Below are 24503 nucleotides of genomic sequence, written 5' to 3'. Positions count from 1 at the left end.
GGGTCAAGGGGCGGCGGCGACTGGCCGCCCCTTGTCGCTCAGCCCGCGACAGCGGGAAAGCGAAACGCCCTTGACCTGGAACTTGACCTTAACGCAAAGCGTTAAGCGTTAAGCGTAAAGCGCAGAGCGCAAAAAACTCAGGATTCAGCAAAATCCGTCAATACCTGCCCTTCCATCCGGTAGCGCACCCACTCATCCTGCGGCGCAGCCCCAATGCTTTTATAAAAATCGATGGCAGGCTGATTCCAGTCCAGCACGCTCCATTCCAGACGGCCGCAGCCGCGCGCCACCGCAAGTTGTGCAATATAGCGCAGCAGCGTTTTACCGGCTTTCTGACCGCGAAAACGCGGGCTGACATACAGATCCTCCAGGTAAATACCGTTTTTCCCCAGCCACGTAGAGTAGCTGGTAAAGAACACCGCGTAGCCCGCTGCAACACCATCCACTTCACAAATCAGCGCTTCACTGGTGGAATCATCAGCAAACAGTGACGTTTCAATATCCTGCTGACTGGCGACCACTTCGTGCAGCGCTTTCTCATATTCAGCCAGTTCGGCGATCATCGCGAGGATCAGTTTGGCGTCCTGGCGTTCGGCGCGGCGGATAACGGTATTCATAATCATTCCCTGGAGCAGACAGTTGATGGTCGCCAGCATAACCGCTAATCTCTGCTGAATGAAGTGCATTATCCTCAGCGAATAGTGAATACCATGCATCTTAATCTTCGTTCCCTCGACCTGAATCTGCTGCTGGTGTTTGATGCGGTGTACCGCCATCAATCGGTGACGCGTGCTGCCAGCGAACTGGCACTCAGCAACTCGGCAATAAGCCATGCGCTGGGCCGCCTGCGCCGCTACTGCGACGATGAGCTGTTCTACCGCGTCGGCCATCAGATGCAGCCTACCCTGTTCGCCAGCGACCTGGCCGTGACGGTACACGACAGCCTGCACCTGCTGAATCAGGGCGTACAGAAACGCCCGCGCTTTGACCCGGCCAGCAGTCAGCACAGCTTTACCTTTGCCGTGACCGATTTTACCGCCTTCAGCCTGTTCCCGCGGCTGATCGGTCACTTACAGCACGTGGCTCCGGGGCTGCGTTTTCAACTGGTTCACAGCCAGCAGAAAGTGGCCCTGCATGAGCTGATGTCGGGCCGCGTGGATTTTGCGCTGGGATTCAGTGAGAATCACGACCGAAAATGGCCGGAAATTGATGAGCTGGACTGGCTGGAGGATGAGTATGTCACCATAGCCAATCCGGCGTTTTTTCCCGCTGACGCGCCGCTGACGCAGCAGCAGTATATCGCTGCACGTCATCTGGTGATCACCCCGTGGAATGAGGAATCCGGGTATATCGATAGTGAACTGGCCGCCATCGGTCTGAAGCGCGAAGTGGCGCTCAGGATGCCCTCAATGCTGGGCGCACCGTTTATTATTGCCCAAAGCCCGCTGCTGCTGACGCTACCGCGCCACGCCGCGCAGACGCTGAATGCCAGCGCGGACTATGTGATCCACCCCCTGCCGTTCCGCATCCCTCCGTTCAGGGTGAAGGTCTACAGCTGGCAGAAAAACAGCCAGCGCGAGGCCTGCCACTGGCTGCTGGCGCGTCTGCGTGAACTGAAAATGGCTTAACCCGCCTCGCGCAGATGCTCGCGGGCCTGGCTGTAACGGTTCGGCCGCGCCGGAATATCCAGGCGCTCACGCAGCGTACTGCTGTCATCCTGATGCCAGTAACCCCGCGCTTCGAGGATCGGCAGCACATAGCGCACCACATCCTCCAGCGCTTCATTCAGCACCGGGCCACAGATAATAAAGCCGCTGGCACCGCCCTGTTCCACCCAGCGAATAAAGGTATCGGCCACCTGTTCCGGAGTGCCGAAGAACTCGCCTTTTGGCAGTGTGGTACGGAAAGCCACTTCGCGCAGCGTCAGCTTTTCTTCTACCGCCAGGCGTTTGATCTGATCGGTGGTGGAGCGGAAACTGTTCTCCCCCAGGTTACCCAGCTCAGGGAACGGGCCGTCAGGATCGTACTGGCTGAAGTCGTGATGGTCGAAGAAGCGGCCAAGGTAGTTCAGCGCCTGCTCCAGTGATAACAACGACAGCAGATAGCGGTATTTCTCTTCCGCTTCCTGCGCTGTGGCACCGACAATCGGGCTGATGCCGGGGAAGATCCCCACCGGTTCGCGTCCCTGCTGCTTCACCTGTTGATTCAACTGGGCCGCATAGGTTTGCGCCTCTTCCAGCGAACGCGCATTGGTAAACACGGCATCCGCCGAGGCCGCCGCCAGACGAATACCTGATTCTGAAGCGCCCGCCTGGAAGATCACCGGCTGGCCCTGCGAGGAGCGCTGAATATTCAGCGGACCTTCTACCGAGAAGTGTTCGCCCTGATGATTGAGTTTATGCAGTTTCTGCGCGTCAAAGAACTCGCCGCTCTGCTGGTCACGAATAAACGCGCCCTCTTCCCAGGAGTCCCACAAGCCCTGCACCACCTCGATATACTCACGGGCAATCTGATAACGCTGCCCGTGTTCAGGGTGATCTTTACCAAAGTTACGCGCCGATCCCGCCAGCGGTGAGGTCACCACATTCCAGCCCGCACGACCGTTACTTAACAGATCGAGTGATGCCAGCTGCCGTGCCACGGTAAAGGGATCGCTGTAAGAGGTCGAGATGGTTCCCGCCAGCCCGATACGCCGGGTCACCGCCGCCAGTGACGACAGCAGTGCAACCGGCTCAAAGCGGTTCAGAAAGTGCGGCAGTGATTTTTCGTTAATGTGCAGACCGTCGGCAACGAACAGAAAATCCAGACCGGCCTCTTCCGCCTGATGTGCTAACTGGTGATACCAGTTGACGTTAACACTGGCGTCGGCGGGAACGCTGCGGTGCCGCCAGGCATTCATAAAGCCGCCTGCGCCCTGTAACATCAGGCCGAGTTTAATCCGTTGTGGGGTTTTCTGGCTCATGTGTGCTGCTCCCTGTTCGATGGAATATGACCTCAGATTTTCATAAAACCCCGATGGAATTAAATACCAATATCGGCTTTGTAATGCCGCTTTGTGGCAAACCCCGTGACGGTGGGTCGCGCGTGTGGAAAGAGGTTCCCATTTTCCTGACCCGGCCAGAGGCGTATGATGCTGCACTTTGGTTATACAAATGTTGTTTGCCTGCACCTTATTCGGATACCTTCGCTATGATCGTTCGCCCCCATCAACACTGGTTCCCGCGCCTTTTCTCCTGGCACGGTGCGGTGTTATCAAAAATTCTGTTCCGCCTCAGCCTGAATCTGATGATGGCCATCTTCGCGGTGATCTGCTTTCAGTGGTATGAAACGCTGGGCATTCGTCTGACGACAGCACCTTTCAGCCTGCTGGGCGTGGCGATTGCTATCTTCCTCGGGTTTCGCAACAGCGCCAGCTATGGCCGTTTTGTTGAAGCGCGCACCCTGTGGGGCGGGCTGCTGGTGGCGCAGCGTTCGTTGCTGCGCCAGGCGAAGGGGGCTTTGCGCCGCGACCCGGCAGCGGTACGCGAGTTTGGCGGCCTGCTGATGGCCTTTAGCTGGAGCCTGAAACATCAGCTACGCGGCACCGATGCCAGTGACGATATCCGCCGTCTGGCACCGAAAAGTGTGCAGGATGAGGTGCTGGCCAGCCCGTTTCGCGCCAACCGTCTGCTGCTCTGTATGGGACGCTGGCTGGCGGATAGACGGGAAGAAGGGGCGATTTCCGACCTGCTGTATAACGGTATGGACGGCAACCTCAATGAACTGGCGCATATTCTTAGCGGCTGCGAACGCATCAGTACCACACCGATTCCTTTTGCCTACAGCCTGATTGTGCACCGTACCGTATATCTGTTCTGTACCCTGCTGCCGTTCGCGCTGGTGGCAGACCTGCACTACATGACACCGCTGGTGTCGGTGTTTATCTCTTACACCTTTCTGTCGCTGGAATCGCTGGCTGAAGAGCTGGAAGATCCGTTCGGCACGGCGGCTAACGATCTGCCGCTGGATGCTATCTGTAACACCATTGAACGCATCCTCAGCGAAATGAACGATTTGACGCCGCTGCCCGCCGCCCATCAGCCGGACGCGCGTTTCAATCTCATTTGATGGCTTTCCATCATCAAAGCGTTTTCCCCTGCCATTCTGGCTATTTATAGTGAAAGGATCGCCGCCGGGCATGACCCGGCGGTGGCCCTACTCTCTATAATAATCAGGAGCCTCCATGTTTCCGTCACAGTTACCTCAACCGCGTATCCTTGACCCCAAGGCTGTCCCTGTCCTGCGCTGGGGCATTATCGGACCTGGCTGGATTGCTGAACGTTTTGCCAAAGCGCTAAAAGAAGGCACCTCGCAACGGCTGGTGGCGATCGCGTCACGATCACAGGAACGCGCCGCTGCATTTGCCGATAAAATGGGTATCCCACAGGCCTTTGGTAGCGCTGCTGAACTGCTGGCACAGCCGGATATCGATGCGGTGTATATCGCTACGCCGCATAATCATCACTACCCGGACGGGCTGCAGGCATTGCAGGCCGGCAAGCATGTACTCATTGAGAAACCGCTGGCACTCAACGCGCAACAAGGCCAGGCGCTGGCCGAGCTGGCGCAGGCGAAAGGATTGCTGTGTATGGAGGCAATGTGGTGTGATTTCCTGCCAAAATACGATGTGATCAGCCAGTTGCTGGAAGATGGCGTGTTGGGGGACCTGCATACGCTGCTGGCCGACCACGGCGAGTTTTTCACATCCGATCACCGTATTTTTAATGCCGACCTCGCCGGTGGCCCGATGCTGGATCTTGGCAGCTACCTGATTGGCTTCAGCATCAAGGTCGCCGGTGCGCCTGCCTCGATTTATGCCGCCGGGCAGCAGGTCCCTGGCGGGGTTAACGGCCAGGCATCGATGCTGCTGACGCATCACAACGGCATGCATTCCGTGCTGAATACCACCCTGTTCAGCAACACACCGGGAGGCGCAGTGATTGCCGGACGCGATGCGTCACTGAATATTGCCGGATCATTCTATGCGCCGGGGCCATTTACACTGACGGCCAGCCAGGGTGGCAACGTGCTGCATTTCGACGAAGCGCGCAACCGTTATGACCAGCTGTTCCACGAGGCGGTACATTTTGCCTGGTGTGTCGGTCAGGGGAAAACCGAGTCGCCGGTACGTCCGTTGTCGGCCTCGCTGGCAACGTTAAGTGCGATGGATGAAGTGCGGCGACAGATTGGCCAGGTGTTCAATGAGGAGTAGCCGTTAACCCGACGTGGCCGACCTTTTGTTTCGGTCGGCCTGTCAGGTGCCTGCTTCGGCATGGGACGACCGAAAAAAGGGTCGTCCCCGACGATAAAGCGATAGGTTACAACCTCTGAACCTGACAAAAACGCCCCGTCTCCAGCGATTTCACCGCGGCCTCAGCAATTGCCTGCGCCTGCAAACCATCCTGTAACCCCGGCACAGACACTGACTCACCGTTCAGCGAACGCACAAACGCATCCAGATGCAGGTAATACGTCTCTTTCACCCGGTTAAACCAGTCGGCATACAGCGCAGGACGGGTAATGCCCTTAGTGGTATATAACGTGGCGCCCGCAGGGCTTTGCGCACCGGACTCTGACATCCCTTTCGCCCCCAACAGCGTAATCCGCTCCTCGTAGCCGTAGCCAGTACGACGTGTGTTATCGAGCTGTGCCAGTGCCCCGCTGTGCATCTTCATGATCAGCACCGAGGTATCCACATCGCCAAACTGAGCGATCTCCGGCATCGCCAACGCCGAACCCAGCGCACCAATGGTGTCGACTTCATCCCCGGTGAGCCAGCGCAGCAGATCGAAGAAATGGATCGCCTGGTCGCGCATCTGCCCGCCCGAGGTTTGCAGATAGCTTAGCGGGGGCAATTCAGACGCGCGGCACACCATCTGAATCAGTTCGGCTTTGCCCAACAACCCTTGCTGAAAATGCTGTTTCAACTGATTGTGGCTGGGATCAAAGCGCCGGTTAAATCCGACAGTGACGGCAGCCTGATAACGTGACACCTCATCCACGACTCTGCGTGCTTTATCCAGCGACAGATCGATCGGCTTTTCGCAGTACACCGCCTTGCCTGCGGCCACGGCGGCCGTCAGAAACTCGGCATGAGACGGCGTGGAAGTGGCGATCAGCACGCTATCTATCGCATCGCTGTTGATAGCGTCCAGCACGCTGCCCACCCGGGCGCCGTAGCGGGTGGCAATCTCATCCGCACGAGCGCTGTCCTGATCCGCCACCATTACCAGCTCACTATCCGGATGTGCCGCCAGGTTTTTTGCATGGACCTGACCAATGAATCCTGTGCCCAGCAGGGCAAACTGTCTTTTCTGTGCCATTGTTGCGACGCCTGTATCGGTTGAATGTTAACGTTTCGTTGCCAGGATAGCGTTCGCGAATATACTTGCTGAAACGACATTTTGATGGAAAGCCATCATGCGGAGTAAAGAGTGAAGAAGATCACGCTGGAAGCGGTGGCCAAACAGGCTGGCGTGGGCGTCGCCACCGTTGACAGAGTCATGAACGAACGCGGAGGCGTTTCCCCTGCCACCACCCGACGGGTATTGCAGGCAGCAAAGGACGCGGGACTGAAGCGCCTGCTACCGGACGAACATCGCCAGCCGTGGAAAATTGAGCTGCTCCTCAGCAGTAGCGATGCCTTTTTTTTCCACCAGCTTTCTCAGGATTTCAGCCAGCTCGCCGGGCACCTCGGTTACGGCCACATCACACTGCACCGCACGCTGATTGCCGAAGCAGAACCCGAAAAATTGGCGGCGCAGATCCTCAAGGCTGCCGCACAGCGCGATGGCATCATCATTTTTGCCCATGAGCATCCGGCCATTTTTGCCGCGCTGGAACAGTGCCAACAGCAGCAAGTTCCGGTGATTACCCTGGTCACCGATCTGCCCGGCGCGCCGCGTTTGTGTCATGTGGGCATTAACCAGCGCCAGGCCGGGCGCACCGCCGGGTTACTGATGGGCAATATGCTGAATTCGCCTGGCGATATCATCATTATCAGCGGGCGTTTTGACTATCTGGCACACCGCCAGCGGGTGGAAGGTTTTAGCGAAGTGATCGCCAGCAAATTTCCGCATCTGCGCGTCCACAAAGTGCTGGCGGCGCTCGACGAGCGTCAGCAGGTCGGCCGCCTGCTGGAGGAGCAGATCTATCAGAACCGTAAGTTGCACGGCATCTATAACACCGGGCTGGGCAACAGGGAGATCGCTGACGTCCTGGCGCGCCATCGTCTGCTGAAAAAATCGGTATTTATCACCCACGAACTCTACCCCACCACGCGTCAATTGCTGGCGGAAGAGGCGGTGGTACTGACGCTGGATCAAAATACCCGGGAACATGCACAGCGCGCGCTGACACTGATGCTGGAAAAACTGGAATGGCAAAAGAGGCCTGATGAATATCAGGACGGGAAAGTCGAGTTTATGCTTTATACGCGGGAGAATATGTCACCAGGGCCGGAATAACCGGCCCTGACGGGAATCACACTTCTTTGATGATCAACTGCATCAGCGTACTGCGAATTTCTTCACACACACGGCGCACGTTGTACTGATATTTAGGTGTGGCGATTTCATCAATTTCACTGCCCACCTTGTCCTGGATTTCACGATATTTTTCCAGTTGACCATTCGCTCGCAGGAAACGTTGGTTGTATTGCTCGAATACCGTGACGTTATAAGCCTGCATCACCTGCAATTCTTTGCGGCACTGTTCGACGCGTGCGTCAAAGCTGGACAGAGACTTCTGCTCAGACACGACAGGTGGCGGTGGTGGATTATGAGATGGAGCACGTTCAGGAGGCATGGCACAACCCGTTGCCAGCAATGCGGCAATCAATACCGGTGCAAATTTCGTCATTATATCACCCGAGTTAGGGTCCTGATTTTGGCAGGATATAGTTACGTTCTCAGGGAATAGTAGCAAATTATATCGCGTGATTACCACTTAGCTGTTTAGCACACATAAAATTTTATTTTTAATACCTTGGCGATATTTTAACCTGACGCTAACGCCAGTGGCACCGACAGGCAAGTCCCGATACCGCCAAACCGGCAGCCTGTCAGCCTGGCAGTCCCCCGCCCGCGTAACTGGCGTACCCGGTCAGCCCGTGCCCTGACTCAGCGCACGGAATAGCGTCAGCAACGTGGCAATCTCCCCCTCACCCGTCTGCACGCTATCGTCGGTCATCATACAAAGTGAACTGGTGCGCCGTTGCCCGCTGGTGAGTGGCAGGCGTTGCAGTTCACCGCTCTCCAGCCACGGTGTGATTTGCACTTCCGGCAGCCAGCCGTAACCCACCTGATGCAACACCGCTTCCAGCGCCGCCTCAATGCTGGTGAATGTCCAGTTTTCTGCCGCCGCAGGCTGGCCATCCTGCTGCTGCTGGCGGTCAAGGATTTCAATCAGCGGATAGCCGGCCAGCACGGAACGCGTAAGAGGAGCCGGGAGGGCTAACAGAGGATGATCGCGCTGGGCGACGGCAACGAAATCAATATTCAGCAGACCTTCGGCCTGACGCTGACCACAGCTTTCTCGCGTCAGGATCAGAATATCGGCCTGGCGCTGCGCACGTTGCTGTGCGCTTTCACCGCGTAACACTTCAGTCAGGTGCACCTGCGTGGCCGGATACTGTTGCTGGAACTGACGCAGCACATTAAACAAGGGCCCGCGTGGGAAAATACTGTCCACGATCAGGTCAATGCGTGCCCGACTGCCCGCTTTTAACGAGGCAGCACGGTTCTCCAACTGCTGGAATGCGCTGAGGAGTGGTCGCGCCTGTGCCAGCAGAATCTGTCCTTCCGGCGTTAACTCTGCCCGCCGACCTACCGGTGTGAGCAGTGTGATCCCCAGTCGCTCCTGCATCAGCCCCAGCTGATAGCTGATCGCCGACTGGCTGCGGTTCACCCGCATGCCAGCGCGCGCAAAGCTGCCGCACGCCACCACTTCCTCTAATAACGCCCATTGCTCAAGACTGGTTTTGCTCAACATGGCTAACCCATCGAATTTTTCCATTAATTTGACGCAAAATTAGCGTTATTCATCGAAAAAATCCAGCGTTACAGTAGTGGCATACCTAATTGAGGAGAACAATGATGGCGCGTTTTAATCAGCATGATCTGAGTGAATTTGTCGGTAAACATCTGGTGTATACCTACGACAACGGCTGGAATTATGAAATCTACGTGAAAAATGGCACAACGCTGGATTATCGTATCCACAGTGGGATTGTTGCTAATCGCTGGGTGAAAGATCAGCAGGCATATATTGTTCGCGTGGCCGCAGAGGTATACAAAATTTCCTGGACTGAGCCAACCGGAACCGATGTCAGCCTGATCGTAAATCTGGCAGATAAGATTTTCCACGGCACCATTTTCTTCCCACGCTGGGTGATCAATAACCCTGAGCATACCGTCTGTTTCCAAAACGATCATATTGCGCAGATGGCGCTCTATCGTGATGCAGGCCCGGCTTACCCAACAGAAGTGATTGATGAGTTTGCTACGCTGACGTTTATTCGTGACTGCGGGGAGAATAACGAAACGGTGATTAACTGTCCGGCCAGTGAATTGCCAGCAGATTTTCCTGCAGGACTGTAGGGGGATCTTTTTTCCGGTCAGCCATCAGTACCGGCCTGACCTTAACGCACACAAACAACACGGGGCGACCGGAAAAAAGGTCGCCCCGACAGGGTTCATGACGCGATAGTGGTTACTTCGCGAGAATATTATTCACCGCAGCAGCGTGGCCCACTTTGTCTTTAGAACCGGAGATCACCTGAATGACGGTAAATTTATTATCAGCGGCCGATAACAGCGTGGCCTGCTGAACATCCTTGCCGTCCATTTTGTCGGTTGCTTCAATGTGATAAACCTCAAGGCCTTTCACCTTCTCCGTCTTCTCACTGATCACCGTATAGTCCGGCGAAGCCTGCTTCTGTTTGTCTTTGATGGATTTCATGCCATCAATAAAATCAGCATCGGTTGCACCACGGGCCACAACCGGGATGGCATCTTCACCGATCAGCAGCACGCGTTTTTCCGCTTTGCTGACGTACATATTACCCGGGCCGCCGCCAGGGACAGGCTGCATCTCATAACCTTTGAGATTAAATGCCAGGTGCCCGCCAAGTAAGGAGACTTTCTCTGCCGCCGCCGCATTGGCCACGGGTGCTTTAGCTTCTGCCGCTACAGCCATATTTGCTGCACTGCTTAATGCCATCGCCATACACAGTGATCCTGCCAGAGTCATTGATTTTGATAATTTCATTATTCGAGCTTCCTTCTTCAAATTAAGATTCATTGTATTAATATTGTTATTCAATCAACCATCAGATTACTCTCGATCCTTATTTTTATTCTCTTTACCCTGATATCGCAGGACAAATGACAGTGTGATGAAGATAAAAAAAGGGCGACCCGTGGCCGCCCTTAAATAATATCCGTAACAGAAATTACATCTGTACCAGATTTTTGATTTTCACATCGGGATTAACATCCGCAGCGTAATCTACGCCGTCCAGACCGAAGCCGAACAGGTGCATAAACTCGGTTTTGTAGCCAGCGAAGTCAGAAACCTCGTTCAGGGTTTCGTCGGTCACGGTCTGCCACAGACGGGCGACTTCATCCTGCACTTCTGGCTGCAACTCTTTGTAGTCAGCGCGCAGACGGCCAGCGTCATCCAGAATCGGTGAGGCGTTGTACAGGCTGTCTTTAAACAGACCGTACACCTGCTCGATGCAACCTTCGTGGGTACCCTTCTCTTTCATCACTTTAAACAGCAGTGACAGATACAGTGGCATCACAGGAATCGCAGAGCTTGCCTGGGTCACAACCGCTTTCAGTACAGAAACACGTGCGTCACCGTTACCGTGAGCGGCCAGGGTGTCACGAATGGTCAGAACGCGCTTGTCCAGATCCTTTTTCGCTTCGCCGATAGAACCGTTCCAGTAGATGTCGTGGGTGATTTTCTCGCCCAGGTAGGTGAACGCCGTGGTCTTCGCGCCATCCGCCAGCACACCGGCTTCCAGCAGCGCATCAATCCACATCTGCCAGTCTTCGCCGCCCATTACCGCGACGGTACCGTCGATCTCTTCCTGGGAAGCAGGCTCCAGCGACACGTCAGTCAGCGTTTCTTTATCGGTGTTCAGGCCACGCGTGGTCAGCGGTTTACCGATCGGTTTCAGGGTTGAGTTGAACACTTCACCGGTTTTCGGATGGGTACGACGTGGCGCAGCCAGGCTGTAAACCACCAGATCAACCTGACCCAGATCTTCTTTGATCAGTTCAATGGTTTTCTGCTTAACCGCATCGGAATATGCGTCGCCATTGATGCTTTTTGCATACAGGCCTTTTTCAGTCGCGAACTCTTCAAATGCAGCAGAGTTGTACCAGCCAGCGGTGGCCGGTTTGGTCTCTTCGCCTGCACGCTCGAAGAACACACCCAGTGTGTCAGCGCCGCAACCAAATGCCGCAGAGATACGGGCAGCAAGGCCGTAACCGGTAGAGGCACCAATCACCAGCACTTTTTTCGGACCGGAGGCAATCGCGCCCTGAGCGGTGACGTACTCGATCTGTTTTTCTACGTTAGCTTTACAGCCTTCTGGATGGGCAGTAACACAGATGAAGCCACGGATGCGTGGTTTAATAATCATATTGACCTCAGTAATTGTAACTATACCCGTCATACTTCACGTTGCCGGGTATATTTCATCGTCTTTTTCATGAAATTAGCGCGTTAGAATACCGCGTATGCCGGTTCAGGCAAAGTGCCGAAACATTCTTATCGTTATCCCGTCACGTTATCACCACGCTTTGCTCAGGGAGTGAGCACCCTCTGAGCCTGCGCGAGGTAGTGCGCCATTTCGCTTTCCGGCACCATACCGCCGCCCGTTGCCCACACCAGATGTGTGGCACGGGCAAGCGATGAGGCGCTGATGCCCTGCTTTGCCAGGTGCTGCGGTTCAGCGCTGATGCGCCACGGCCCGCACATTCCGGCCAGTGCCGAAGGTTCTAATGCCAGCGACTCATGCTGCTGCAATAACCCCAACAGAGCGTACATTTCCTCGTCGCTCAGCGTATAAAAGGCGCTGAGCAGCCGCGCCATGGCACGCCCGACAAAACCGGAAGCGCGCCCCACGGCCAGGCCATCGGCTGCCGTGCGATTATCAATGCCCAGATCCTGCACCGAGATCGCATCGTGCAGCCCGGTGTGGACCCCCAGCAGCATGCAGGGAGAATGCGTCGGTTCGGCAAAAACACAATGCACGTGATCGCCAAAAGCCAGCTTCAGGCCGAAGGCCACGCCACCGGGGCCGCCCCCCACGCCACAGGGCAGATAAACAAACAGCGGATGGTCGGCATCCACGGTTATATTCTCAGCGGAAAACTGCTGTTTCAGCCGTTCTCCGGCCACCGCATAGCCGAGAAACAGATTGTGCGAGTTCTCATCATCAATAAAGAAGCAGTGCGGATCGGATGCCGCCTGACGACGCCCTTCGGCCACCGCCACGCCGTAGTCCTGCTGGTATTCCACCACGTTCACGCCATGATCGCGCAGTTTCTGCTTCTTCCAGGCACGCGCGTCGGCCGACATATGCACGGTGACATCAAACCCCAGGCTGGCACTGATGATGCCAATCGACAGACCAAGATTGCCGGTTGAACCAACGGCAATCCGCTGCTGGCGGAAAAGTGCACGACAGTCAGGCGATGCAAGACGACGGTAATCTTCGTCCAGCGTCAAGAGTCCGGCGGATAGCGCCAACTGCTCGGCATGGGCCAGCACTTCATAAATGCCGCCGCGCGCTTTGATCGACCCCGATACCGGCAGATGGCTGTCTTTTTTCAGCCACAGTTTACCTGCAAGCACTTGCCCGTAACGAGCATCCAGCATCGGCTGCAGCCGTGGAAGCGCACAGATATCAGACTCGATAATCCCCTGCCGCGCTCGCGTTTCCGGAAATGCCTCCATCAGCCAGGGGGCAAAACGCTGTAATCGTGCGCTGGCATCGGCAACCTGTTCACGTGTCAATCCGACATGGGGATAGCCTTCGGTCAGCGATGTGGTGGCGGGATTGAACCAGGTGAGCGGTTGTAAGGCGCATAGCGTGTTAAGCAGTGGAAAGTTCCGTTTGAGATGTTCGACGTCCGGTAACATGGTGACTTCTCCTGTCTTTCAACATAATCGGGGATACGACCGGCGATTGCCGCAGGCATGCGCGTTAAAACCCAAAGTTTGATCGCATTCAAATTTCTGAAAAATATAAAGAAAATTCTGATATGCATTTTATCTGCATAATTACCGCCTGCCAACGGGCAGCGTAACAGGCCAATGCGATATGACCTGCTAACTATGCATTTACACCCTGAAAAATGCCTCATCAACATAGAATTTCACAATGTTTTAAAAACTTGGAAACCTTTTTTTGATGTTAAGTTAGGGGCAACTCAGTGAGATGCACTGAGCCATCCACGGTATTACAGTATTTATAACTAAGCGCCACCCGCCCGCTATGTCATACGCCAAACGGACAGGCGCTAAACAAAAAAGGTTTGTTATGGAAAAGCTCTCTTACGTTTCTGAAGGCAGCAAAACGGCCTGGTCAACTTACTTACAACAGATCGATCGTGTCGCACCTTATCTCGGTGACCTGTCGCGCTGGGTGGATACCCTGCGTCACCCTAAACGTTCCCTGATTGTTGATATTCCCCTGCAAATGGACGATGGCAGCATTCGCCACTTTGAAGGCTTCCGCGTGCAGCACAACCTGTCGCGCGGCCCGGGCAAAGGCGGTGTGCGTTACCATCCTAACGTCGATTTGAACGAAGTGATGGCGCTCTCTGCCTGGATGACGATCAAATGTGCAGCGGTCAACCTGCCGTACGGCGGGGCGAAAGGCGGGATTCGTGTTGATCCGTTTAGCCTGTCAGAAGGTGAGCTTGAACGCCTGACTCGCCGCTATACCAGCGAAATTGGTCTGATTATCGGCCCGCAAAAAGATATTCCTGCGCCAGACGTGGGCACCAATGCCAAAGTGATGGCATGGATGATGGATACCTATTCCATGAACCAGGGCACCACGATCACGGGCGTGGTCACGGGCAAACCGATTCACCTTGGCGGTTCTCTGGGCCGTGAAAAAGCGACCGGACGCGGGGTGTTTATTACCGGGCGCGAAGTGGCACGCCGCAGCGGTATCGAGATTGAAGGGGCGAAAGTCGCCGTGCAGGGCTTCGGTAACGTGGGTAGCGAAGCGGCGCGGCTGTTTAATGAGGCAGGCGCCCGCGTGATCGTTATTCAGGATCATACCGCCACCCTGTATAACCCGGCGGGGATTGACCTGGTGGCACTGAGCGAATGGCAGTTGGCCAACAAGAAGATAGCAGGGTTCAGCGGTGCGCAGGTGATTGATGATCAGGCCTTCTGGGACGTTGAAATGGATATTCTGATCCCGGCAGCGCTGGAAGGTCAGATCACCCGTCAGCGCGCGGAAAAACTGCACTGCCGTCTGGTGCTGGAAGGCGCTAACGGCCCCACCTTCCCGGAAGCCGATGATGTGCTGGCGGAACGCGGCATTACCGTGGTGCCGGATGTGGTCTGTAACGCAGGCGGCGTGACCGTCAGTTACTTTGAGTGGGTTCAGGATATGGCCAGCTTCTTCTGGAGCGAAGATGAAATCAATGAGCGCATGGATAAGATCATGACCGAAGCGATGGTCCACGTCTGGGATAAATCCCGTGAGAAAACCTGCAGCCTGCGCACAGCGGCCTACATTGTGGCCTGCGAACGCATCCTGATGGCGCGTAAAGATCGCGGCATCTACCCTGGATGATCCCCAACGGGGTGGTCTCCACCACCCCGCTTTTACCCGCTTCCCCCAGCGCTCCTGACCTCCTTGAGTGGATGATAATTTCTATCAAACCTATCATTGACCGATATTTCCCTCTGTTAACTTTGACACACTTCAAAGAATTTATATTTCATTGTGACAATAAATAGAATTTAAATTCCTTTTCACTTAGTCTGAGCCCCTCCACAACAGACAGTTTCGCCTCAGCGTGAGCATTAAACCGTTAAGGAACGATAGTTTTCTATCATTAATACTGATAGTTCTGAGTACATGTTGCACCCGGGTGAGGCCTGGGACGAACGCGTACGCGCAACTAAGATAACTCTATGACCGGGGCGCGCAGCCGCAGCTAACGCCGTTGCAGCTCAAAGTATGAAGAATAGTTAGCCGAAATAATTTGAGTTGCAACAAGGCGGCAAGGCTGTAAGTCCCCGGGAGCATAGATAACTATGTGACCGGGGCGCGCAGCCGCAGCCAACGCCGTTGCAGCTGAAAGTATGAAGAATAGTTAGCCGAAATAATTTGAGTTGCAACAAGGCGGCAAGGCTGTAAGTCCCCGGGAGCATAGATAACTATGTGACCGGGGCGCGCAGCCGCAGCCAACGCCGTTGCAGCTCAAAGTATGAAGGCTAGAAGGATAAATTGAAGTAGGGTTGGCAGGATGACTAGGCAGGCACCGTAGGGCGCCTGCCCTTTTTTTAGGCTTCTTTGATACCGGCTTCCACTTCTGCCTGCTGATAACGCTGCTTAAAGGCCTCGTTCTCTTCGACCAGACGCAGTGCCGCTTCCACCAGTTCGTTCTGCACCAGAGTGGTTGCACCCTCGCTGGTTTTCCAGTGAATGTACATCACGCACAATGCCGCAACCTGGAGCTTATCGCCCTCGTCATTGCTGCCATCAAACTGATACTCGGCCCGCGACCAGTGATACACCGGCACGACAAACGGCATATCGCCGCTTTCATCCAGCTCCGGCAGCGTGGCAAACAGTTCTACCATCTCTGGCGTCGCTTCATAGTTCTGGCGGCCGATGGCATCCATCTGGCGACCGTGGGCGCGGGTTTTATTGGCCTGTTTCTGCTTCAGTTTGGCGCGTTTATTACGCTTATCTTGTTTAGTGCTCACACTGTTTCTCTGTCAGATAAAATTCTGGCGGCAGGATAACATATTTGCTCAGGATTTCCCGATCATCAGTGAGACCAGGCCAGCGGCAATCAGCGGACCAACCGGAACGCCACGGAATAACGAAACGCCAATAATCGTCCCAATCAGCAACCCCCCGACCACGGTAGGCTGGCTGCTCATTAATGCCACGCCACGCCCGCCAACCCAGGAAACAAAAATGCCCACCGCAATCGCCAGCAGTGATTTCCAGTTCAGGAAGGAGTGCATCAGGGTGGTGGAAGGCAGTGTACCGCTGGCAATCGGTGCCATGACGCCGATGGTCAGAATAATGATCCCGACCGTTACCCCCTGCTTTTCAATCCACGGGAACGTCTGTTGCAGCGGCGTCATGCGAATGGCGACCAGCACTAGCAGGGCAATGGTGACAGTGAGGTTGTGGCTGAAATAACTCAAAGCGGCAAGAAACAGCAGAATAACGAGGGTCAGATCGAACATTTTTCTCTTCCTGAAATAACAGTTACATAACATCTTGTGCTAACAGCATAAGCATTTTCCGTATCGACTCTACTGTTTTTTTCCCGTGACCGCGCTGGCATGACGGCCAAAATAGCGATGAAACGCCACGCTGAAGTTATTCGCATGGCGATAACCCACCTGCCAGCCCGCCTGCGCCACCTGATATCCCTGCTCCAGCAGGCGGTGCGCCTGTTCCATGCGCAGCTGTAACAGCATCTGTCCCGGCGTCGTATGAAAACGCTGATGAAAACCCTGCTTAAGTTTGTAATCACTCAACCCTACCGCCATCGCCAGCGTGCTGAGGGAGAACGGCTCGGCCAGATGCGCCAGCATCCATTCCCGCGCCTGCTCCAGCCGCCGATCGTCCTGGGGGTGCAGCGGCCGGTTCCCCGCAGACAGGAGCAAATGCCGGTAAAGCGCCAGTAGATTCAGCGCATGGATCTGCTGCATCAGCGGATCCTGACGGCTGGCTTCCAGCTGTGCCAGTAGCGTTTCCGTTGCCGGGTTAAACGGCGTCCAGGCGTGGTGGGCCAGTATGGGCTGCCGGAACAGGCGTTCACACACCTCTTCACCAAAATAGTGTTTCACGCCGCTGGCCCCAATCAGCAGACGCAGCTGACTGACCGTTTCGCATGCACGATAGTGCCGCTCGCCCACGCTGCCGTTGAAGCTGGTCATGGTCAGATAGTGCTGGCTGAAGCGGGTTTCCTGCCCTTCGCGCCCCTGATAAACCGAATGGCCTGCCAGGCCGAAGGTCAGCACCAGCATCGGCTGTGCATGAGGATTGCAGGTTTCTTCAATCAGCGGCCGCTGAGGTTGATACAACGAGCGCACCAGCGTCATGCCGTCCGCAAGCGTGGTGAAATGCGAACGACAGTCACCGACCGTTGGCGGTAATGCGCGGATGGCACCCGTCACCTGCGCATCAGCGGCGCTGACGCGATAGCTTTGTGTGCCCTGAAAAGGCTGGATCATCAGGTTCACCGTTTCCCAGAGTAAAATCACCGCCTCGCAGACAAACGAGGATAATAAGCATTCTCATTTATAGATAGCATAGTTGGCGTTTCTGCGCTATCGACAACAATGAGGATCACCATGAGTACAGGTTACTGGGGGCTATTGCTGGCCCTGCCCGGCATCGCTGCTGCCGCCACCGATACCACTATTCACACCGCCGCCGATGAGATGGTAGTGACCGCCACCAAAACGGCCCTGCCTGCCGTCGAGGTGCCTGCCTCACTGTCCGTACTGTATGGCGAGGATCTGGAGGCACAACGGGTGGAGGAGATAAGCCAGCTGGCGGCACGCACGCCTGGCCTGGTGTTTCAACCCTGGGGACAGTCGGGTACCAACCTGCCCGTGATGCGCGGCCTGAGCGGCAGTGCGACCGGCTTCTCCTCCTCCGTATTACTGACCGAAGACGGTGTGCCGCAGCTGACCAATCAGGGGTTTGATAATGCCTTTATGGACGTGGAGCGCGTGGAGATCCTGCGTGGGCCACAATCCTCGCTCTATGGCCGTAACGCCGAGGCCGGGGTGATCAATGTGGTGACCCGCACCCCGGACAACCTGCAACGCGGCAGGATCGACGCGATCTATGGCAGTCGTAACCGTCAGCAGCTGCGCGGGAGTTTCAGCACGCCGCTGGTTGAGGATCGGCTGTATATGGCCGTTGCCGGGGAGTGGAAATCCCAGGATGGCGACATTGATAATGCCCTGCGCGGCGGCAAAGCCGATGACCGTGAGCGTGATAACCAGCGGCTGCAACTGCGCTGGACGCCCACCGATGCCGACGATCTCCGGCTGCGTTACAGCCATAAGAACTATCACGACGGCGGTTCACAGTGGGGCCCGGTCGCCAGCCGTGACCGGGTGGTCAACAGCGGCACCGATTCCTGGAACCATTCCCGTGCCAGCGTGATCTCCCTCGACTATCGCCATCTGCTGGAGAACGGCTGGCAGTTTCGTTCCATCAGTGCGCAGAGCGACTTCTGGGATCGGGTGCAGCAGGACACCGACTTTATCGCTGCCGACCGTCTGCACCTGCAACGCGACTACCATCTGACCACCCGTTCGCAGGAGTTCCGCTTGCAGGGCGAAGGCGACCGCCACCGCTGGCTGGCCGGGCTCTATTTTGACGCCGACGATCATCATTTCCGCTATCAGCAGAAACTGCCGCTGATGCTGACTGAGCAACGCATTGCGCAGCGCGGTAACACGCAGGCGGTGTTTGGCGAATGGACACAGACGCTGAGCGGGCCGTGGAGCCTGACGCTGGGCGGTCGCGCCGAACGCAGCGCTGTCAGCGTCACGCCTTCAACAGTGGACAAACGCGAAGCCAGCTGGCACAGCCTGTCACCGAAAATCGCCCTGCAATACCAGTGGCGGCCTGACGTCCAGACGTACGCCAGCTACAGCCAGGGTTTCCGTGCCGGAGGTTTCAACCTGTTCTCCCCGGCCACGCAGTATGCCCCCTACAACCCGGAGAAAGTGAAATCCTGGGAGCTGGGGATCAAAGGGCTGTCCGACGATAAACGCCTGCGCTACAGCAGCTCCATCTATCTGATGGATATCAGCGATATGCAGGTGCAGCAGATCGTTCAGGCGGGCGTGGTGTACATCGGCAATGCCGCCAAAGCCCGCTCGACGGGCTGGGAGCTGGAGGCAGATTACGCCTTGCTGCCAGAGCTGCGCGTGCAGGGCTCGCTGGGCCTTAACCATACGCGCTTTGACCGTTATCAGGACGGCGCGAATAACTATGCCGGGAACCATAACCCCTTCGCCCCGGATGCCACCGCCAGCCTTGGTCTGCGTTACGACCACAAGAGCGGCGCTTACAGCCAGCTGCAATGGCACGGCGTAGGCCGCAGCTTCCTCGATGCCGCTAATCAATATCAGCAGGCAGGCTACGGTGTTCTGGATATGACCATCGGCTATGCCTGGCGCGACCTCGATGTGTCGCTGTACGTCGATAATCTGACGGACAAAGAGTACGACGCAGTGGGCTACATCAACGGCACCGTACGTGTTTACAGCCCGGCGCGTGAAATGGGCCTCAAAGTGAGCTATCAACTATGAATACTGTACTCAAACACCTGGACCGGCTGGCTGCCAGTAGCGTGATGGCCGATGCGTTAGCGGTGGCCCTCGACCATCGCCTGTTCCATCATTTGCAACAGCCGCAAACGGCGGCACAGCTGGCTGCCCGGCTGAGCTGGCACCCGGACCCCACGGCCCCGCTGCTGGAGCTGCTGTGGAGTGACGGGTGGCTGAACCGCGAAGGCGATCGTTATCGGGTAACGGAGGCGGTACACGCGTTGCTCTGCCCGCAGGGGGATCGCTATGTGGGTGATGCCTGGCGTTATCGTCTGCGTTCACTGCGTGCTTTAGGCCAGCAGCTTCCGACGCGGGTCACTCAACCGCTGCCCGGCTTTAGCGCACAGCTGGCGCAGGATGCGGCCTGGGCCGAAGCCGCCAGCACGCAGATTGCTCAGGAACAGCGTGCGCTGACAGCGGATACGGCCTGCGCCATTGCCGCCACGCTACCGCACTTTACCCGCCCGGCAACCCTGCTCGATATGGGGGGTGGCCCCGGTCTGGTGAGCGCAGCGCTGGGGCAGCGCTATCCTCAGCTGCACGGCGTGGTACAGGACCTGCCATTAACCGCCGCCGTTGCCCAAAAGAATCTCAGCGCCGCCGGGCTGGATGGCCGCTTTAGCGCGCGCAGTGAGCTGACAGCAGAGGAGCGTTTCGACATTATCTGGTGCTCGTCGTTCCTGCATTTTGTCGCTGATCCACTGGAAACATTACGCCAGCTGCGGGCACGGCTGCGCCCCGGTGGCGTGTTGATCGCCGCCCATGCCGAAATTGGCCCACAGCCCGACCAGGCGCGCGAAGTGCTGCCCTTCTTCCTGCCGCTGATACTGCGCGGGAAACATGTGTTCCATCACGGCGAGATGACGCAGATGCTGGCTGGTGCCGGATTCAGCGGTATCCGCTGCCAGTCGTATCCGTTCCCGATGGCACCGCTGATGGTGCATGTGGCGTTTCAGGACGCCACACCATGAGGCGCGCTGGATTACAGCTGCTGTTTTTCTGGTTTAATTTCAGCCTGACGCTGCCCGTCACCTGGCTGATGCTCGGGCTGCCGCTGATCCTGCACCAGCAGGGCTGGAGCGGCAGTGAACTGGGGCTGTTTCAGCTGGCCGCCCTGCCCGCCGTGATCAAGCTGTGGCTGGCCTTTCCGGTGCAGCGCAGCCGTCTGTTTCGCCAGCGCTATAAAGACTGGGGCAGCCTCCTTTGGCTGTTGCTGGCGGCACTGTTTGCGCTGCTGAGCCAGATATCGTTGCAGCAGGATAAAACCGTGCTGTTTATGCTGCTGCTCGCGGGCAGCCTGCTGTTGGCCTGGTGCGATGTGCCGGTGAATGCGCTGGCCATCGCGCTGTTTCATGACGGCGAGCAACCCCGGGCGGGCAGCGTACGTGCGGCGGCGCTGTTTGCCGGTGCGGTGGGGGGCAGCGGCGTTATGCTGCTGCTATGGCAGCACTATGGCTGGGCGCTTCCCTGCTGGCTGATGAGTGCGGCGGCGTTGAGCAGCGCACTGCTATTACGTCTGCTGCCGGAACCGGCCCGGGGTGACCATCCTGCCGTGGCGGTACGGGGTTTCCTGCACCAGCCTGGCGGTAAAAGCTGGTTGCCGATCTGCCTGCTGGCCTTTCCCTTCCTCGGCTGCGGCTGGCTGTGGCTGAAACCCCTGCTGCTGGATGCCGGGCTACCGCTGCAACAGGTGATCCTTTGGGTCGGTGTTGGTGGCAGTGCACTGGGAGCGGTGGTGAGTTTACTCAGCGCCCGCTGGCTGACGCGCCGCAATGCGGCGGCGGCACTGCCGGGCTGGCTGGCCTTTGCCAGCCTCTCGCTGGCCGTGATGGCGCTGGGTGTGATTGGGCAACTGCCTGCCCGTTATCTGCTGGCAATTTCAACGCTGATGGCGGCGGCGATTGGCGGACTGTCAGCACTGATGTTTATGCTGATGATGGCATTCAGCCGTGCGGAAAATCGGGCGGTGGATTACGGTTTGCAGGCCAGTCTGTTTACGCTGTCGCGCCTGACGGTGCCGCTGTTCAGCGGGCTGCTGCTGGACCGGTTGGGCGCTGGAGCCATGCTCTCCACGCTAGCGCTGCTGACGCTGCTGGTGGCGATATATGCCTGGCACCAGCGCCAGGCCATCGGTCAGCGCCTGTTAGTGTAGGAGATCGAGAGCGGCCTGCAAACTGACCTGCGGGCCACTCAGTACCGCCAGCGTGCTGTTCACGCGTTTCTCTGCTCCGCTCATCGACGCCTGCGCCAGTACAATACAGCCCAGTGCGCATTCCGGTCGTTGCTGAATATAATCGGCAATTTGCTGATGATAACCGTCGATGTCGCCCTGGTTAAACCAGGCCCAGGCACGGGGCACCAGCTCGACATACAGACGATCGCCGGGGATAAACGCGCTGAACAACTGCGTGGTCGACTCCAGCGTCGACTGAGCGGTACACAGCACCAGGATCGTGCCGTGATAACGAGAGGCGATTTTGGCCAGCGTGGCATCCACCCGCAGTACGGGTTTACTGAACTCGGCTTCCCACACCGCCACACCCAATGTGGTACAGGTGACAATGACCGCATCGGCCTGCTGGCACAACTCTTCAATCGCACGGCGCGTAGCGGCCACAATTTCGGGAGTCATGCCCTGTTCGCCCTGCGTTTGTGCAAACAGCTCACTCTCTACACGATGCAGCAGTTCAACCTCGTCGTAATCCAGCGTGGTTAACGCCTGCTCAAACACCTCGATATTGCTTCTGGCTGCATGCAGGCAGGCAATGATGGTCATAACCGCATCTCTTTTAAGGGGCAGAAGGTTACTTTGGCAAAAATAACAGAAATTGCCAGCGAAACTATTCACACCCGAACGAAAGTTTCACTATCACAGCACCATAAGCGTGCACTGCATCATTATTGCGCCGCACATCGTTGCAACCTTTGTTTCATTCTTGCATCGGTGGCCCGCAGCGCAGCATGCAGTGTGCCATGAGAGGCTGGTATGGAAATTGCTTCCTGTACATATAGATCGAGAGGAGGAACGGATGAAAGCAATTATCATAGGTGCCGGTATTGGTGGGATGTGTACAGCGATTGCGCTGAAGCGCTGCGGGATCGACAGCGAAGTGTATGAAGCGGTGAAAGAGATTAAGCCGGTCGGCGCGGCTATTTCCATCTGGCCCAACGGTGTGAAATGCCTTAACTATCTTGGGATGAAAGATGCCCTGCGCGCCATTGGCGGCCCGATGCATTATATGGCGTATAAAGATTATCAGAGCGCGGAAACCCTGACGCAGTTCAGCCTTGATGCGCTGGTACAGGATTCTGGCGAGCGCCCTTACCCGGTGGCGCGTTCCGAACTCCAGTCGATGCTACTGAATACCTGGGGCTTTGATAACGTGCAGTTCGGTAAACGCGTGAGTCGCGTTGAACAACAAAGTGACGGCGTCACGGCTTTCTTTGAAGATGGCAGTGAAGCACAGGGGGATCTGCTGATTGCCTGTGATGGCACCCACTCGGTAGTGCGCGAGTCCGTGCTGGGTTACGCCACCGAGCGCCGATATGCGGGGTATGTGAACTGGAACGGGCTGGTCGAGATTGATGAGTCCCTGGCCCCGGCCAACCAGTGGACGACCTTTGTGGGTGAAGGTAAACGTGTTTCGCTGATGCCAATTGCGGGGAATCGCTTTTACTTCTTCTTCGACGTGCCGTTGCCGAAGGGGGTAGCGGAAGATCGCATCAGTCTGCGCGATGATTTATCCCGTTACTTCGCAGGCTGGGCAGCGCCGGTGCAGCAGCTTATTGCGCAGCTGAATCCGGAAACCACCAACCGCGTGGAGATCCACGACATTGAGCCCTTCGCTCAGTTGGTTAAAGGCCGTGTGGCGCTGCTGGGGGATGCGGCACACAGTACCACGCCGGATATCGGCCAGGGCGGCTGTGCGGCGATGGAAGATGCGGTGGTTCTGGCGATGACGCTGCACAGTAACTCGCTGGGGATTGAGGATGCCCTGCTGCGTTATCAGCATAAGCGAGCCGATCGGGTGAAGGATCTGGTGCTGAAAGCACGTAAGCGCTGCGATGTGACCCATGCGAAGGACCCGGCGTTAACCGCGGAGTGGTACGCCGGGCTGAGGCAGGAATCCGGGGAACGCATTATCAGTGGGATGTGTGAGACGATTCAGGGTGGGCCATTAGCGTAACCTTCTATTTCGGTCGACCCGAAAGGCCGGTTCAACGTCTTAAGGTCAAGGTCTACGGCCAGGTCAAGGTCAAGGGCGTTTCGCTTTCCCGCTGCGCGGGCTGAGCGACAAGGGGCGGCCAGTCGCCGCCGCCCCTTGACCCCGGGCTTGCGGCAGGCGCATCGCCCGCTAAAGCGGGTTCCCTCAGTCGATCGGTTTTCCCGCCGGACCGGGCGTGACGGGACATCCCTGTCCCGGCTCACCCTCTCGCCGACGTCCTGTCGGCTCGTCCTGGAAATCCGCCCTCCTTCGGCGAGGCTTAATTGCCGCTCAAAAGGTCAACGGCCAGGTCAAAAGAACAATCAAAGACAAGTCAGACAAACCAGACAAACCAGACAAACCAGACAAACCAGACAAACCAGACAAACCAGACAAACCAGACACAAAAAGCCTTTTTGGGCTTTTGGTCATTTTATTTTTTTAAATTTGGGTTTTAGGGTTTGACCTGGGTTTTGATGTTGAGGCGGCAATTAAGCTGCGCTGAGGAAGTGATGTGAACCAGGATGAACCGCCAGGACGGCGGTGAAAGGTCGTGTCGGGACAGGGACGTCCCGTCACGAGCGGTCCGTCGGTGAACGGAACTGACGAAGGCACCCGCAAAGCGGGCGTGGCGCCTGCCGCAAGCCCGGATTCCAAAGGGCGGGGCGACTG

22 protein-coding genes are annotated in these 24503 nt (G+C 56.7%); 10 read left to right on the top strand and 12 right to left on the bottom strand.

The genetic code is table 11. The annotated features are described in order from the left end of the window. Positions 1-137: 137 nt before the first annotated feature. Positions 138-617, bottom strand: a complete 480-nt coding sequence (locus FVB43_RS09615) for a GNAT family N-acetyltransferase (protein ID WP_133841993.1) — start codon at positions 615-617, stop codon at positions 138-140. A gap of 93 nt (positions 618-710) precedes the next feature. Between FVB43_RS09615 and FVB43_RS09610 the strand changes: the two genes are divergently transcribed. Continuing rightward, entirely contained in the window at positions 711-1628 is a 918-nt protein-coding gene (locus FVB43_RS09610) for a LysR family transcriptional regulator (RefSeq protein ID WP_242462127.1), read from the top strand. On the opposite strand, the gene FVB43_RS09605 is transcribed toward FVB43_RS09610, so the two are convergent. Then, a complete protein-coding gene (locus FVB43_RS09605; protein ID WP_133841992.1) occupies positions 1625-2962 on the bottom strand; it encodes an LLM class flavin-dependent oxidoreductase in 1338 nt (445 codons plus the stop codon). The genes FVB43_RS09610 and FVB43_RS09605 overlap by 4 nt on opposite strands. 227 nt (positions 2963-3189) lie before the next feature. Here FVB43_RS09605 and FVB43_RS09600 point away from each other — a divergent pair, with 227 nt between their 5' ends. Continuing rightward, the gene (locus tag FVB43_RS09600; RefSeq protein WP_133842155.1) at positions 3190-4107 is read left to right on the top strand and encodes a bestrophin family protein; all 918 of its coding nucleotides are present in this window, start codon (positions 3190-3192) and stop codon (positions 4105-4107) included. 115 nt (positions 4108-4222) lie between these two features. Next, entirely contained in the window at positions 4223-5251 is a 1029-nt protein-coding gene (locus FVB43_RS09595) for a Gfo/Idh/MocA family protein (RefSeq protein ID WP_167863837.1), read from the top strand. 106 nt (positions 5252-5357) lie between these two features. Here FVB43_RS09595 and FVB43_RS09590 read toward each other — a convergent pair whose 3' ends face one another. After that, positions 5358-6362, bottom strand: a complete 1005-nt coding sequence (locus FVB43_RS09590; protein WP_167863836.1) for a Gfo/Idh/MocA family oxidoreductase — start codon at positions 6360-6362, stop codon at positions 5358-5360. A gap of 111 nt (positions 6363-6473) precedes the next feature. Here FVB43_RS09590 and FVB43_RS09585 point away from each other — a divergent pair, with 111 nt between their 5' ends. Beyond that, on the top strand, positions 6474-7505 hold the full coding sequence (locus FVB43_RS09585; RefSeq protein ID WP_133841989.1) for a LacI family DNA-binding transcriptional regulator: 1032 nt from the start codon (positions 6474-6476) through the stop codon (positions 7503-7505). A gap of 16 nt (positions 7506-7521) precedes the next feature. On the opposite strand, the gene FVB43_RS09580 is transcribed toward FVB43_RS09585, so the two are convergent. Further along, positions 7522-7899, bottom strand: a complete 378-nt coding sequence (locus FVB43_RS09580; RefSeq protein ID WP_133841988.1) for a hypothetical protein — start codon at positions 7897-7899, stop codon at positions 7522-7524. A 243-nt stretch (positions 7900-8142) separates the two neighbouring features. Next, a complete protein-coding gene (locus FVB43_RS09575; RefSeq protein ID WP_133842154.1) occupies positions 8143-9027 on the bottom strand; it encodes a LysR family transcriptional regulator in 885 nt (294 codons plus the stop codon). Between the two features lie 104 nt (positions 9028-9131). On the opposite strand from FVB43_RS09575, the gene FVB43_RS09570 reads away from it, so the two are divergent. Further along, positions 9132-9638 (top strand): phenolic acid decarboxylase, encoded by a 507-nt coding sequence (locus tag FVB43_RS09570; protein ID WP_167863835.1) that lies wholly within the window; start codon positions 9132-9134, stop codon positions 9636-9638. A gap of 112 nt (positions 9639-9750) precedes the next feature. Here FVB43_RS09570 and FVB43_RS09565 read toward each other — a convergent pair whose 3' ends face one another. The 3 genes from FVB43_RS09565 to FVB43_RS09555 all read right to left on the bottom strand — a co-directional run bounded on the left by FVB43_RS09565 (position 9751) and on the right by FVB43_RS09555 (position 13197). Continuing rightward, positions 9751-10308, bottom strand: coding sequence for a DcrB/PsbP domain-containing protein (locus FVB43_RS09565; RefSeq protein ID WP_171148438.1), 558 nt, complete (start codon positions 10306-10308; stop codon positions 9751-9753). A 184-nt stretch (positions 10309-10492) separates the two neighbouring features. Then, entirely contained in the window at positions 10493-11692 is a 1200-nt protein-coding gene (gene fabV, locus FVB43_RS09560; protein ID WP_133841986.1) for an enoyl-ACP reductase FabV, read from the bottom strand. Positions 11693-11856: 164 nt separating this feature from the next. Beyond that, on the bottom strand, positions 11857-13197 hold the full coding sequence (locus FVB43_RS09555) for a D-serine ammonia-lyase (protein ID WP_167863834.1): 1341 nt from the start codon (positions 13195-13197) through the stop codon (positions 11857-11859). A gap of 400 nt (positions 13198-13597) precedes the next feature. Between FVB43_RS09555 and FVB43_RS09550 the strand changes: the two genes are divergently transcribed. Continuing rightward, positions 13598-14872 (top strand): Glu/Leu/Phe/Val family dehydrogenase, encoded by a 1275-nt coding sequence (locus FVB43_RS09550; RefSeq protein ID WP_167863833.1) that lies wholly within the window; start codon positions 13598-13600, stop codon positions 14870-14872. A gap of 716 nt (positions 14873-15588) precedes the next feature. Here FVB43_RS09550 and FVB43_RS09545 read toward each other — a convergent pair. The 3 genes from FVB43_RS09545 to FVB43_RS09535 all read right to left on the bottom strand — a co-directional run bounded on the left by FVB43_RS09545 (position 15589) and on the right by FVB43_RS09535 (position 17505). After that, entirely contained in the window at positions 15589-16014 is a 426-nt protein-coding gene (locus tag FVB43_RS09545) for a hypothetical protein (protein WP_133841981.1), read from the bottom strand. A 48-nt stretch (positions 16015-16062) separates the two neighbouring features. Then, positions 16063-16509 carry a DUF441 domain-containing protein gene (locus FVB43_RS09540; RefSeq protein ID WP_133841980.1) on the bottom strand — a complete coding sequence of 149 codons (447 nt, stop codon included), beginning with the start codon at positions 16507-16509 and terminating at the stop codon, positions 16063-16065. A gap of 69 nt (positions 16510-16578) precedes the next feature. Further along, on the bottom strand, positions 16579-17505 hold the full coding sequence (locus FVB43_RS09535) for a helix-turn-helix domain-containing protein (RefSeq protein WP_167863832.1): 927 nt from the start codon (positions 17503-17505) through the stop codon (positions 16579-16581). A 120-nt stretch (positions 17506-17625) separates the two neighbouring features. Between FVB43_RS09535 and FVB43_RS09530 the strand changes: the two genes are divergently transcribed. From FVB43_RS09530 to FVB43_RS09520, 3 genes are read left to right on the top strand one after another with little or no spacing between them, the layout of a single operon-like run. Beyond that, positions 17626-19608 carry a TonB-dependent receptor gene (locus FVB43_RS09530; RefSeq protein WP_167863831.1) on the top strand — a complete coding sequence of 661 codons (1983 nt, stop codon included), beginning with the start codon at positions 17626-17628 and terminating at the stop codon, positions 19606-19608. Beyond that, entirely contained in the window at positions 19605-20597 is a 993-nt protein-coding gene (locus FVB43_RS09525) for a methyltransferase (protein ID WP_167863830.1), read from the top strand. Before FVB43_RS09530 ends, FVB43_RS09525 begins: the two co-directional genes overlap by 4 nt. Further along, positions 20594-21778: an MFS transporter gene (locus FVB43_RS09520; protein WP_133841976.1), complete on the top strand. Its 1185-nt coding sequence runs from the start codon at positions 20594-20596 to the stop codon at positions 21776-21778. The genes FVB43_RS09525 and FVB43_RS09520 overlap by 4 nt, the downstream gene beginning before the upstream one ends. On the opposite strand, the gene FVB43_RS09515 is transcribed toward FVB43_RS09520, so the two are convergent. Then, on the bottom strand, positions 21770-22402 hold the full coding sequence (locus FVB43_RS09515) for a hypothetical protein (protein WP_167863829.1): 633 nt from the start codon (positions 22400-22402) through the stop codon (positions 21770-21772). The genes FVB43_RS09520 and FVB43_RS09515 overlap by 9 nt on opposite strands. A 253-nt stretch (positions 22403-22655) precedes the next feature. On the opposite strand from FVB43_RS09515, the gene hpxO reads away from it, so the two are divergent. After that, positions 22656-23813, top strand: a complete 1158-nt coding sequence (gene hpxO / locus FVB43_RS09510; protein ID WP_167863828.1) for an FAD-dependent urate hydroxylase HpxO — start codon at positions 22656-22658, stop codon at positions 23811-23813. Positions 23814-24503 lie beyond the last annotated feature (690 nt).

Origin of the sequence: Erwinia rhapontici (assembly GCF_012271765.1) — a bacterium.
GTDB classification, from domain to species: domain Bacteria; phylum Pseudomonadota; class Gammaproteobacteria; order Enterobacterales; family Enterobacteriaceae; genus Erwinia; species Erwinia rhapontici.
The sequence above is the reverse complement of the archived record's forward strand: the minus strand, read 5'-3'. Positions and strand labels throughout refer to the sequence as shown.